Origin of the sequence: Nocardia sp. NPDC002869 (assembly GCF_046764065.1) — a bacterium.
Taxonomy (GTDB): domain Bacteria; phylum Actinomycetota; class Actinomycetes; order Mycobacteriales; family Mycobacteriaceae; genus Nocardia; species Nocardia rhamnosiphila.
Genome location: NZ_JBKOOL010000165.1, coordinates 1 through 12,726 on the forward strand (window position 1 = coordinate 1; position 12,726 = coordinate 12,726).

Genomic DNA, 12,726 nt, shown 5'->3' on the forward strand with positions numbered 1-12,726 from the left:
CGCGGCGGGTCCCGGGTCGCCGGACGAAGGAGAACGAAGGCGGTTGCCCACCGGTAACTCCGGCGGGCCGGGCCCCGACCCGCGGCGCCGGAGGCGCCGCAAATAAATCCGTTCCGCGCTTAGGCTGGCCTGTATGGCATCGGAAACCGAAGTACTCGCATCCGTCCCGAAGCAACTGTGGATCGGCGGGCCCGTCGACGCCGGCGGTGGGGGCACCTTCGCGGTGCACAACCCGGCGAACGGTGAGGTGCTGGCCGAGGTGGCGGACGGCTCCCCGGAGGACGCGGTGCGGGCTCTGGACGCCGCGGTCGCGGTTCAGGCGGAGTGGGCCGCTACTCCGGCGCGCGAGCGCGGGGAGATCCTGCGGACGGTCTTCGAGCGCATCACCGCCCGTGCCGAGGAATTCGCCCTGCTGATGACCCTGGAAATGGGCAAGGCCCTGCCGGAGAGCCGGAACGAGGTCCGCTACGGCGCCGAGTTCTTCCGCTGGTTCAGCGAGGAGGCCGCACGTATCCACGGCCGCTACCTGCATGCGCCCTCGGGTACCGGCCGCATCCTGGTACACAAGCAGCCGGTCGGTCCCTGTCTGGCGATCACGCCGTGGAACTTCCCGCTCGCGATGGGCACCCGCAAGATCGGCCCCGCGCTGGCGGCGGGCTGCACCATGATCGTCAAACCGGCTTCGGCGACCCCGCTCACCATGCTGCTGCTGGCGAAGCTGTGCGCCGAGGCCGGTCTGCCCGACGGTGTGCTGTCGGTGATCACCTCCCGCCGGTCCGGTGCGGTCACCCAGCCGCTGCTCGACGATCCCCGGTTGCGCAAGCTCACTTTCACCGGATCCACCGAGGTCGGTCGCACCCTCGTCGAGAAATCGGCCGCCGGCCTGCTGCGTACCTCGATGGAACTCGGCGGGAACGCGCCGTTCGTGGTGTTCGACGACGCCGATATCGATGCGGCCGTCGAAGGGGCCCTGCTGGCCAAGCTGCGCAACGGTGGTGAGGCGTGCACCGCGGCCAACCGCTTCCATGTGCACCGCGCGGTGGTCGAGGAGTTCACCGAGAAGTTCGTGGCCGCGATCAACTCCCAGGTCCGGCTGGGCCCGGGTACCGATCCGGACACCACGCTCGGTCCGTTGGTCAGCGAGGACCAGCTGAACACCGTCGCCGGCCTGGTCGACGACGCGGTCGGCGCGGGCGCGTCGGTCCGGGTCGGCGGGAAGGCTCCGGGCGGTCCGGGCTGGTTCTATCCGGCGACCGTGCTCACCGATATCCCCACCCAGGCGCGCATCCTCCGTGAGGAGGTTTTCGGCCCGGTGGCGCCGATCGTCGCCTTCGATACCGAGGAAGAGGGGCTGGCCGCCGCCAACGACACCGAGTTCGGCCTGGTGAGCTATATCTACACCCGGGACCTCGAGCGGGCGCTACGGGTGGCCGAGGGCCTGGAGAGCGGCATGGTGGGGGTGAACCGCGGGGTGATCTCGGACCCGGCGGCCCCGTTCGGCGGCGTCAAGGCTTCCGGTTTCGGCCGGGAAGGCGGTACCGAGGGGATCGAGGAATATCTGTCGACCAAGTACATCGCCATGACATGACAAACAGTACGAACCGCCCTGGGGCATGGTCACCCGGGGCGGTTCGTGAGGTTGCGGCGGTCTGCGGGCCGCCGCGTCGGTTCTGTGGGGCCTAGCGGCCTAGACGTCCGCGCCCGAGACGCAGCAGCAGCATCGCCAGGGTGTGCCCCTCCTGGCCGAGTTCGCTGAAACGCTCCAGCACTTTCATCTCCCGGCTGTGCACCAGGCGGGTACCCCCGGAAGCCATCCGGGTTCGTCCGATTACCCGCGAGATCTCTGTTCGGCGCTTGATGGCCGTGAGGATCTCCGCATCTAGCCGGTCGATCTCCTTCCGAAGCTTTTCGATCTCGGCTTCGGTCCGAGGGAGCTCCGAGTCCGTGTCGGTAGTCGAACCCGACCCGGTCGCCGTAGCGGGTGTGCTCATTTCTCATCTCCTCGTGTCAGAACCTGGATCGGCGCCGAGGCGCGTCGTGTTACCGATCCAGAGCTCTTCCACCGCGTGAAAAAGACCCGGCGGGTCTGGTAGTGCCGTTCCCCCTTTACCTGCCCCGTTCGGGCCTCAGGTGCCCGGTCTGCGGCCCAGCTGTCCACACAACCGGCGCGGATGTTTCGCTGAAGGGCAAACCATATTGCCAGTTTGCCACGGTAACCGATGTATGCAAAACGCTCACTGGTGGGGATATCGGCCCGCCGCGTGGTCCCGCCGGCGACGAATTCGGCCGAGTGTTCGATCGTGTCGGGTCGCGGCGGTAGCGTGAACAGACGATGGACACCACCGCGGCAGCACTTCGTTCGGATTCGCACAATTCCCGTGCCACCACCTCCGCCGCCGGCTCGCCGGAGCCCGGCGCGGCGCCGGAGGCCCCGACCCTGCCCGGCCTGGAGCTATCCGGTGCCGACCGGCGCGCGGCGGCGCCCGGGGGCCGGGAGCCCGGTGCACCGAGCGGCCTGGCCGCGCTGCGGCAGCGGGTGCAGGCCGAGCAGACACAGCAGCGCACCGATACCGCGCAGCGCCGGGCGCAGGAGGCCGAACAGCTGCTGGAGGGTCTCAACCCACAGCAGCGCGCCGCCGTACTGCACACCGGCTCGCCGCTGCTGATCGTGGCCGGCGCGGGTTCGGGCAAGACCGCCGTGCTGACCCGTCGGATCGCCTACCTGCTGGCCGCACGCGGGGCCACCCCCGGACAGATCCTGGCCATCACCTTCACCAACAAGGCCGCCGCCGAGATGCGCGAGCGGGTCATCGACCTGGTGGGTCCGCGCGCCGCGAGTATGTGGGTGTCGACCTTCCACTCGAGTTGTGTGCGGATCCTGCGTACCCAGTCGGCCCTGCTGGCCGGCCTGAACTCGAATTTCTCCATCTACGACGCCGACGATTCCCGGCGGCTGCTCACCATGATCGGCCGGGATCTCGAACTGGACGCCAAGAAGTACACCCCGCGGCTGCTCGCGACCGCCATCTCGAACCTGAAGAACGAACTCGTCGGCCCGGAACAGGCGAGCGGCGACGCGGAATTCGAGGACGCCGAGCTGCCGCGCGTCGTCGCCCGTGTGTACACCGAATACCAGCGGCGGTTGCGCACGGCCAACGCGCTGGATTTCGACGACCTCATCGGTGAGACGGTCGCCCTGCTGCAACGGCACCCCGAGGTCGCCGAGTACTACCGCCGCCGCTTCCGGCACGTCCTGGTGGACGAATACCAGGACACCAACCACGCGCAGTACGTGCTGGTGCGGGAACTGGTCGGGCATCACACCGCGGGGGCGGGGACGGCCGGTGAAGCCGCCGATACCGACGCCGGCGCGGCCGCCGCCGCACCGGGCGCCGAGGCCCCGGAACCGGACGCGCATACGGTGCCGCCGAGCGAACTCTGCGTGGTCGGGGACGCCGATCAGTCCATCTACGCCTTCCGCGGCGCCACCATCCGCAATATCGAGGAATTCGAGCGCGATTTCCCCGACGCCGAGACCATCCTGCTGGAACAGAACTACCGGTCCACGCAGAACATCCTGTCCGCGGCCAACTCGGTGATCTCGCGCAACAGCAACCGCCGCGACAAGCGGTTGTGGACCGATGCGGGTGAGGGCGAACTCATCACCGGCTACGTCGCCGACAATGAACACGACGAGGCGGCCTTCGTCGCGCGCGAGATCGACCGGCTGGTGGACGAGGGCGAGGCCGCCTACTCCGATATCGCGGTGTTCTACCGCACCAACAACAACTCCCGGGCCTTGGAAGAGATCTTCATCCGGATGGGCCTGCCCTACAAGGTGGTCGGCGGGGTTCGGTTCTACGAGCGCAAAGAGGTCCGCGATATCGTCGCCTACCTGCGTGTCCTGGAGAACCCGGATGATGCGGTGAGTCTGCGCCGGATCCTCAACACCCCGCGGCGCGGTATCGGTGACCGTGCCGAGGCCTGTGTGGCGGTGCACGCCGAACAGCGCGGTATCGGTTTCGCCGAGGCGCTGCGCGATGCCGCCGCCGGCGAGGTCGCGCTGCTGAACACCCGGGCGCGCAACGCCATCGCCGGATTCGTCGCGCTGCTCGAGCAGATCCGGGCCGCCGGTGAAATGGACGAGGTCGATTTCCCCGATGTGGGCGCGGTGGTCGAGGCGGTACTGGATCGCACCGGCTACCGGGCGGAACTGGAAGCCTCCGATGATCCGCAGGACGGCGCGCGGCTGGACAACCTGAACGAACTCGTCAGCGTCGCCCGGGAGTTCAGTTCCGAGGCGCGGAACGCGCTCGAGGCCGCCCGGGCCGAGGGTCTGGTACCGGAGACGGGTGAGGGCGAACCCGAACCCGGTTCGCTGGCCGCCTTCCTGGAACGGGTATCGCTGGTGGCCGATGCCGACCAGATTCCCGAGGAGGGTTCGGGCATGGTCACCATGATGACCCTGCACACCGCCAAGGGCCTGGAGTTCCCGGTGGTCTTCGTGACCGGATGGGAGGACGGCCAGTTCCCGCATCTGCGGGCCCTCGGCGACCCTGCCGAACTGGCCGAGGAACGCCGGCTGGCCTATGTGGGGATCACCCGGGCCCGCCGCCGCCTGTATCTCACCCGCGCGGTGGTCCGCTCGGCGTGGGGGCAGCCGGTGTTCAACCCGGAGTCCCGGTTCCTGCAGGAGGTCCCGGATCATCTGATCGACTGGCAGCGCCTGGAACCCAAACGGTCGTCGGCTCCGGCGCAGTACGGCCGCCGCCGTGGTGCCGAGTCGAGCGACGAGGACTGGACCGGCGGCTGGCCGCAGTCGCGGGAGGCGCGGCCCGGTATCCGGGAGGCCCGCCCGGCTCGCCGCGGCGTATCCCGCAACAATGTCGGCCTGGCGCTGGCGGTCGGCGACCGGGTCAGTGACGACAAGTACGGTCTCGGCCGGGTGGTCGCCGCGGACGGGGTCGGCGATATGGCGAGTGTGACGATCGATTTCGGGACCAGCGGCACCATCCGGCTCATCCCGAAGTTCAGTCAGACCCTCACCAAGCTGTAGCGCCCCTGCGGGGTTCGGCCGCGCGGTAGGTTCCGATCATGGAGTCTGTCGCGCGGCATCTGATGTGGTTCGTGCCGATGCTCTGGCTCGGCATGGTGCTGGCCATCTCGTTCCTGGAGGCGCCGCTGAAATTCCGCGCGCCCGGGGTCACCACCGAACTCGGGCTGGGTATCGGGCGGCTGGTGTTCCGGGCGCTGAACACTGTGGAGGTCGTGCTGGCGGCGGTGCTGCTGGTGACGGCCGTCGTGCTGGCGCCCGCCGGGGCGGTGTGGGTGTGGCTCGCGATCGCGGTGGTGGTTCTGGTGGCTCAGCTGGCCGTGGTGCGCCCGCCACTGTCGCGCCGCTCGGATCGGGTGCTCGCGGGTGAGGAGTTACCGCGTTCGACGGCGCACTACTGGTACATCGGGCTGGAGATCGCCAAGGTGATCGCGCTGATCGGGCTGGCGATCGCCGCCGCACCGTGAAAACGACCGCGCCCGGGTGCTGTGGCTCGCATCCGGCGGGCGGCGGGCCGGTCTAGTCGCCGTTGCCGGTGAGGCTGATCCCCCGGGTGGCCAGCCACGGCACCGGATCGATCTTGTCGCTGCCGTTGAGCCATACCTCGAAGTGGCAGTGCGGGCCCGTGGAGAACCCGCGGTTGCCCATCGTGGCGATCTGGTCTCCGGCATACACGTACTCGCCCACCGAGACGGTGGTGGTGTCGACGTGCCCGTAGACGGTCACTGTGCCGTCCGCGTGCAGCAGACGTACCCACATCCCGAAACCCGAGGCCGGCCCGGCATCGATGACCTCACCGTCGGCCACCGCGTAGATCGGGGTGCCGATCGGCGCGGCCACGTCGATGCCGAGATGCTGGACGCCCCAGCGGGCGCCGAAGCCGGAGGTGTACGCGCCGCTGGCGAACTTCGCGAACAGCGGGCGGAACTTGGCTTCTTCGGCCTGGGCCAGATCCTCCGCGAATTCGGCGCCGTTGGCCAGCATCTCGCCGAAGCGGCTGGTGTCGACCGGGAGGTTGCCGCCGAGCATCTGCGGTGACGCCGTGTTCGATACGACGGCCGGGTCCTCGGTCGCCATCGACTGGGCGGCGATCTCGTGAACCGACCCGGCGGCTTCGTAATCGGTGGCCTGCTGTGCTTGTTTGTGATCGGTGGGTTCGGCGGTGGCGCACTGTCCGGCGGCCACCACCGCGCCCGCGGCCACCGCGACGACCGCGGCGCGGCCCTTGAGCGCGGACGGCGGGGCAGCTACCCGATGCGCGCCCCGGGAGCGCGACTGCCGGGTTTCCTCCGGCTCGTCTTCGGCGACCGGCGCGCTCTCCAGCGCCTCGGCGATCGTCGTGGGTCTGGCGTAGTGATCGGAATCCGCTCGGCCGCCGGGCTCGTAGGGCGCGGGGCCGGGATCGGACCAGGATTGCGCGGGCGCGTCGGACCACGACTGTGCCTCGGTCCAGCTCTGGTGGGTGTTCCAGTTCGGATCGCTGTGCCAGACGGGCTTGTCGTTCTGCTGCCACCCGCCCTGCTGCCAGGTGTCCTGCGCTGCCTGCTGTTCGCTACCGGACCAGCTGTCGGCCTGGGAATCGGCCCAGCCCTGGTTGGTCGCCCAGAAGTCGTCGGCGGCGGTGCGGTGGGCATCGGCGGCGGCCGAGGCGGCGGCGGTGTTGAGCGGGCGCCTGCGGCCCCGGCTGTCACCGGGTGCGGCGAATGCATTGAACGTCTGGACCGATTCGGCCGGCTGCGCGTTCTCGTGCCGGCGCCGGGCGCGACCGTCGGGGTGGGCGTCGAGGGTGCCGCGGTGGTTCATCGGCCGGTTCGCATCCGACTGACACCGGACTTCCGGCCGATGGTGACGGGATGCGGTGCCGGAAGGGCTGCTGCCGAACGGCTCTGCGACTGCGGAGCGGGGTGCTGCGTCAAGCTGCCGTCCTCTCTAAACCTGCTCAGGGAGCAATATCACGGAGATCTCTACTCGCGGAACAACTAGGTGCGCAAGCATCCACGCTGTGCAACGTTTGTGATCGGCCTGTGACATCGACCGGCTTCGACGGTAACGAAACGATTGCGACGCGGCAAGCGGTAGGACGTATTCAAACGTTACTGTGACATTGATCACGTTTCTCTCGCGAGTGCGGCTCACCGTCGGACACTCTGTCCTGTGATCCCGCGGCCGCGATCGTCCTTCTCGTGTGGACGGTCGCCGTGCACCGCCTGCGGCTCACTCGAAAGCTACTCGCCGGTAGTCTTGGCCTGCGGCTTTACCCTCCCCGCGGGAAGGCTCGTGACCTGCGCCACTTAGGATGAACGTGCCCGATCGGGCGTGCCTGTGAGTGGTTAGAGTCCGAGCGACCCGCTACCGACGTCGGGCCGCCAACAAAGACGTTGTCATAGCAACGCAGACGAGACGGTGAGTACATGGATCTCTTCGAATATCAGGCGAAGGAGCTCTTCGTAAAGCACGGGGTGCCTTCGTCGGAAGGCCGCGTGACCGACACTGCCGAGGATGCCCGCGCGATCGCCGCGGAAATCGGCAAACCGGTGATGATCAAGTCCCAGGTGAAGGTCGGCGGCCGCGGCAAGGCCGGTGGCGTGAAGTACGCGGCCACCCCGGACGACGCGTTCACCCACGGGCAGAACATCCTCGGCCTGGACATCAAGGGTCACATCACCAAGAAGATCCTGGTCGCCGAGGCGAAGGACATCGCCGAGGAGTACTACATCTCCTTCCTGCTCGATCGCACCAACCGCACCTACCTCGCCATGTGCTCGGTCGAGGGCGGTATGGAGATCGAAGAGGTCGCCGCCACCAAGCCCGACCGGCTGGCCAAGGTCCCGGTCGACGCGGTCAAGGGTGTCGACCTCGCGTTCGCCCGCTCGATCGCCGAGCAGGGCCACCTGCCCGCCGACGTGCTGGACGCCGCCGCGGTGACCATCCAGAAGCTGTGGGAGGTCTTCGTCAACGAAGACGCCACCCTGGTCGAGGTCAACCCGCTGGTCCGTACCCCGGACAACGAGATCCTCGCGCTCGACGGCAAGGTCACCCTGGACGAGAACGCCGAGTTCCGGCACGCCGACCACGCGGAGTTCGCGGACAAGGACGCGACCGATCCGCTGGAGCTCAAGGCCAAGGAGAACGACCTCAACTACGTCAAACTCGACGGTGCGGTCGGCATCATCGGCAACGGTGCCGGTCTGGTCATGTCCACCCTGGACGTCGTCGCCTACGCGGGCGAGAAGCACAGCGGTGTCAAGCCGGCCAACTTCCTCGACATCGGCGGCGGCGCCTCCGCCGAGGTCATGGCCGCCGGCCTCGACGTGATCCTGAACGATGCCCAGGTGAAGAGCGTTTTCGTGAACGTCTTCGGTGGTATCACCGCGTGTGACGCGGTCGCCAACGGCATTGTGAAGGCCCTCGAGATCCTGGGCGCCGAAGCGAACAAGCCGCTGGTGGTCCGCCTGGACGGCAACCGGGTGGAGGAGGGTCGCAAGATCCTCGCCGAGGCCGCGCACCCGCTGGTGACGCTGGCACAGACCATGGACGAAGGCGCCGACAAGGCCGCCGAACTCGCGGCCCGCTGAGTCGACTACCCGGGCACGCCCAGTAAAGGACACACAGAACTATGTCTATTTTCCTCAACAAGGATTCGAAGGTCATCGTCCAGGGCATCACCGGCGGCGAGGGCACCAAGCACACCGCGCTGATGCTCGAGGCCGGTACCCAGGTCGTCGGCGGTGTGAACGCGCGTAAGGCGGGCACCACCGTCTCGCACACCGACAAGGACGGCAATGCCGTCGAGCTGCCCGTCTTCGCCACGGTGGCCGAGGCCATCGAGAAGACGGGCGCCGATGTCTCCATCGCGTTCGTTCCGCCGAAGTTCTCCAAGGACGCCATCATCGAGGCCATCGACGCGGAGATCCCGCTGCTCGTGGTGATCACCGAGGGCATCCCGGTGCAGGACACCGCTTACGCGTGGGCCTACAACGTGGAGAAGGGCGCCAAGACCAGGATCATCGGCCCCAACTGCCCCGGCATCATCACCCCCGGCGAATCGCTGGTCGGTATCACCCCGGCCAACATCACCGGCAAGGGCCCGATCGGCCTGGTGTCCAAGTCCGGCACCCTGACCTACCAGATGATGTACGAGCTGCGCGACTTCGGTTTCTCGACCTCCATCGGTATCGGCGGCGACCCGGTCATCGGCACCACCCACATCGACGCCATCGAGGCGTTCGAGAAGGACCCGGAGACCGAGCTGATCGTCATGATCGGTGAGATCGGCGGCGACGCCGAGGAGCGGGCCGCGGCCTACATCCAGGCCAATGTCACCAAGCCGGTCGTCGGCTACGTGGCCGGATTCACCGCCCCCGAGGGCAAGACCATGGGCCACGCCGGCGCCATCGTCTCCGGCTCCTCGGGTACCGCGCAGGCCAAGAAGGACGCGCTGGAGGCCGCGGGCGTGAAGGTCGGCAAGACGCCGTCCGAGACCGCCGCGCTGGCGCGCGAGATCCTGGAGAAGGCGGCGGTTTCCGCCTGATCCGGTAGCAGCGCCGAACTCCGGGAGGCCGTCCGTATCGCGCGGGCGGCCTCCGTGGTTTGTCGCGCACCAACCGGGAATACGGTGCGTGGACGGTATCGGTGGCGTAATCGAGCCGTCTACGGCCGAATCCTTCGGTGATGACCTCTGCGCGTGCGTGCAGTAGCGTCAAAGAGAATTCAGCCGTCAAGTACGTATTACTCGACCTAGGAGATGACGACATGTCATACCCGACCGGGGGCTCCGGGTACAACGCACCCGTTCCGCCCTCCGTTCCGCCCAATCCAGGCCAGCAGGCGGCCGGTGGTGGGAGTGCCGCTGGGGCCGGCGGGAAAGGACTGCCGTTCTTCCTCACCATCGGTGTGGCCGCGGTGGGCGTGATCGCCTTCCTGCTCGGCTTCCTGTCCTATGTGGGCGCGGATACCGATATGGATCTGCCGTCCTCGGCCGATACCAGCCTGAACCTGTTCGAGTACCAGGAAGCCACGATCGGCGGACTGCTGCTGATCGCCGCGATCCTCGCGGGCCTGTCGCTGCTGCCCAAACAGGACTGGGTCGGTGTGGCGGCCGCGGTGGCGGCCGGAACCTTCGTCACCATCCTGTTCCAGCTGTTCAGCCTGCCCGAGGGCGCGAAGGCCGAGATCGGGCTCTACCTGATCCTGGTGCTGGCGCTGGTGCAGACGGGTCTCGCGGTGGCGGTCGTGCTGTTCGACACCGGAATCCTCACCCCGCCGGCCGCTCGTCCGGCGGCGCAGACCGGATTCCCCGGCGGTCAGCAGGGTTACGGCCAGCAGCAGTACCAGGGGCAGCAGCAGGGTTACGGCCAGCAGCCGGGTTACGGCCAGCAGTACAGCAGCGGTCAGCAGCCGCAGCCGGGCTACGGTCAGCAGCAGGCGGCCTACGGTCAGCAGCCGGGTTACGCCCAGCAGCAACAGCAGCAGGGCTACGGCCAGCAGCCGCAGCAGTCGCCGTATGCCGGTGGCCAGCAACCCTCGCCCTACGGCCAGCAGCCGCAGCAGCAGGCCTACGGTCAGCAGCCGCAGCAGCCGGGTCAGCAGGCCCAGCCGTTCGGTGGTGAACAGCCGTCCGATCCGGCCGCCGACGCCACCCGCGCGTTCCGGCAGTCCGACGACCAGAAGTGAGCACCGGCAGCACCCGGCGCGGCGCGCCTGAAGCGCCCGCGCCGGGGTGGCTGCCACTCTGAAATCCATGAGTTCCCCGCGTACCTCGTCGAACCACCCGCTCCGGGGGGCACGCAGGAGTTCGACGCGTTCCGGCGACGAGCCGGGTTTTCTCTCGCTACCGCCCGATCGCGCGCGGGTGCTTCTCTTCGTGGCCTTCCGGCCCGCCGCTTTCGCCCTGGCCGTCGTCGTGGTCACCATGCTGGTGACCCTCTTCACCGCGGGCAGCGATCTCACCGGTCTGAGCGGCGCGGTGGCCGCGGGGTGGCTCGCCGTGCACCAGGTGCCGCTGCTCATCGGCAGTACGACCGTGGGCCTGCTACCGGTGCTGCCGACCGCGCTGCTGCTGTGGGCCGCCGCCCGGGAAGCCGTCGCCGCCACCGATACCGAACCCACCCGGGCCGAGCTGGGTTGGTTGTGTGGTGCCGCCGTGGGTGGGCCGCTGCTGATCACCGCCGTATGTCTGGCGGTCACCGAGGACGCGTCGGGATCCATTGCCCTGCAACGTCCGAACCCGCTGACCGCCTTCGGCTGGGTGCTGCTCCTGCACCTGACCGCCGTCCTGTGCGGTATCGCGTTTCGTTGCCGGGAACGCCTCTTCGAGGGTCTGCCCTACGACGTGATCGCGGCCGCGTACGTGGCGGGCCGGGCCGTATTGCGCCTGCTGGCGGCCGCGGCGGTGCTGCTGGTGTCGGCCCTGCTGGTGCACTGGTCGCGGGTCGGCGAAGCCTACGGGTCCGCGGAGGGAATCGTGGACGTACTCGGGCTCACCCTGCTCTCGCTGCTGTACCTGCCGAACGCCGTGGTCGCCGGGGTCGGGGTGCTGGTGGGGCCGGGGGTCGAGTTCGGTGATGCGTCGGTCGGGGTGTTCACCGTGGTCGGTGGACCGATTCCCGCGGTCCCGGTGCTCGCCGCGGTACCGACGGGTCCGGCCGTGCTCTGGTGGGCCGTGCTGCTGCTCGTCCCGGCGGCCGTGGGCGTGTACGGGGGCGTGGAATCGGCCCGGGTGAGCTACGACCGTCCCGGCGCGCCCTGGGCGCTGCTCGCCGCGGCCGGGCTCGGGAGCGCGGCGCTCACCGCACTGGCCGCGCTGTCCGGGGGAGAACTGGGGAACTTCGGGCGCCTCGGCCTCGAGCTTCCGGTGTTCGCCCTGGCGGTGATCGCCTGGCTGGCGATTCCCGGCTACGCCGGTCTGCTCTTCGCGCGCACCTTCGTCGTCTCCTTCCCCACCCCGCTGATGCGCCATCCCGACGCGCTCTTCGACCCGGACGATATCGACTACGACGAGGACTGCTACTCCGACGAACACGGGAGCGGCCGGGCGCCGGCGGACCGCGCGCTACCGGCGGGGCGGCTCCCGGAGCTGCCGGGCGATTCCACCACCGATGCGGCCGGCCGTTACGCCGGTCTGCTCGACCGGCCACGCGCCGAGTCGCCGGGGCCCGAGCAGCCACTGGAGGTCGAAGCCGAGGTGGTCGAGGACCAGACGCCCGGACCCGGCGCCGGGATCGCCGCCGCCGCGGAGACGGCACCCGAGATCGTGGACGCGGAAGTGGTCGAACCGGAGGCGCTCGACGGAGACGGCCGCCGGAACTGACCGCGCCCGGTCCGGCTCCGGCTCACCGCCGCCGCAGGCGGGCCCGACCGCGTCTACTAGGCTCTATCCGTGCCGCGGGTTCGTCCCCGCCGGCGGGTGGACCCCGCCCGCCGTTCCTTCGAACTCCAGGAGTAGAGCCCTGACCGCCCCGGAACCCACCGATTCCACCCCGGCCGGCCTGGTCGTACTCGCCTCGGGGGCCGGTTCGCTGCTGCGCGCGTTGCTCGACGCCGCCGCCGACCCCGGTTATCCGGCGCGGATCCACGCGGTGGGCGTCGACCGGGAGTGCGCCGCCGTCGAACATGCGGCAGCGGCGGGCGTTCCCACCTTCCGGGTCGCGGGGGGGGGGGCGGGGGGCCCCCCC

The 12,726-nt window shown here is 69.1% G+C and carries 9 protein-coding genes and 1 pseudogene; 8 read left to right on the forward strand and 2 right to left on the reverse strand.

Annotation, left to right across the window (positions count from 1 at the left end; genetic code table 11):
- Positions 1 to 133 precede the first annotated feature (133 nt).
- Positions 134 to 1,588, forward strand: a complete 1,455-nt coding sequence (locus ACLML9_RS23830) for an NAD-dependent succinate-semialdehyde dehydrogenase (RefSeq protein ID WP_411947612.1) — start codon at positions 134 to 136, stop codon at positions 1,586 to 1,588.
- A gap of 91 nt (positions 1,589 to 1,679) precedes the next feature.
- Here ACLML9_RS23830 and ACLML9_RS23835 read toward each other — a convergent pair whose 3' ends face one another.
- A complete protein-coding gene (locus ACLML9_RS23835) occupies positions 1,680 to 1,991 on the reverse strand; it encodes a chorismate mutase (RefSeq protein WP_030522366.1) in 312 nt (103 codons plus the stop codon).
- A gap of 341 nt (positions 1,992 to 2,332) precedes the next feature.
- Here ACLML9_RS23835 and pcrA point away from each other — a divergent pair, with 341 nt between their 5' ends.
- Positions 2,333 to 5,056: a DNA helicase PcrA gene (gene pcrA / locus ACLML9_RS23840; protein ID WP_411947613.1), complete on the forward strand. Its 2,724-nt coding sequence runs from the start codon at positions 2,333 to 2,335 to the stop codon at positions 5,054 to 5,056.
- A gap of 38 nt (positions 5,057 to 5,094) precedes the next feature.
- Positions 5,095 to 5,520 (forward strand): hypothetical protein, encoded by a 426-nt coding sequence (locus tag ACLML9_RS23845; RefSeq protein WP_411947614.1) that lies wholly within the window; start codon positions 5,095 to 5,097, stop codon positions 5,518 to 5,520.
- A gap of 52 nt (positions 5,521 to 5,572) precedes the next feature.
- On the opposite strand, the gene ACLML9_RS23850 is transcribed toward ACLML9_RS23845, so the two are convergent.
- Complete coding sequence (locus ACLML9_RS23850) at positions 5,573 to 6,856, reverse strand: M23 family metallopeptidase (RefSeq protein WP_411947615.1); 1,284 nt, start codon at positions 6,854 to 6,856, stop codon at positions 5,573 to 5,575.
- Positions 6,857 to 7,464: 608 nt separating this feature from the next.
- Between ACLML9_RS23850 and sucC the strand changes: the two genes are divergently transcribed.
- From sucC to ACLML9_RS23875, 5 genes and pseudogenes are all read left to right on the forward strand, one after another.
- Entirely contained in the window at positions 7,465 to 8,628 is a 1,164-nt protein-coding gene (sucC, locus tag ACLML9_RS23855; RefSeq protein WP_411947616.1) for an ADP-forming succinate--CoA ligase subunit beta, read from the forward strand.
- A 41-nt stretch (positions 8,629 to 8,669) separates the two neighbouring features.
- Positions 8,670 to 9,584 carry a succinate--CoA ligase subunit alpha gene (gene sucD / locus ACLML9_RS23860; RefSeq protein WP_411947617.1) on the forward strand — a complete coding sequence of 305 codons (915 nt, stop codon included), beginning with the start codon at positions 8,670 to 8,672 and terminating at the stop codon, positions 9,582 to 9,584.
- A 221-nt stretch (positions 9,585 to 9,805) separates the two neighbouring features.
- The gene (locus tag ACLML9_RS23865; RefSeq protein ID WP_411947618.1) at positions 9,806 to 10,726 is read left to right on the forward strand and encodes a DUF5336 domain-containing protein; all 921 of its coding nucleotides are present in this window, start codon (positions 9,806 to 9,808) and stop codon (positions 10,724 to 10,726) included.
- Positions 10,727 to 10,793: 67 nt separating this feature from the next.
- On the forward strand, positions 10,794 to 12,362 hold the full coding sequence (locus tag ACLML9_RS23870; RefSeq protein WP_411947619.1) for a DUF6350 family protein: 1,569 nt from the start codon (positions 10,794 to 10,796) through the stop codon (positions 12,360 to 12,362).
- Positions 12,363 to 12,501: 139 nt separating this feature from the next.
- Positions 12,502 to 12,726: pseudogene (locus ACLML9_RS23875) on the forward strand (phosphoribosylglycinamide formyltransferase); the annotation flags it as partial.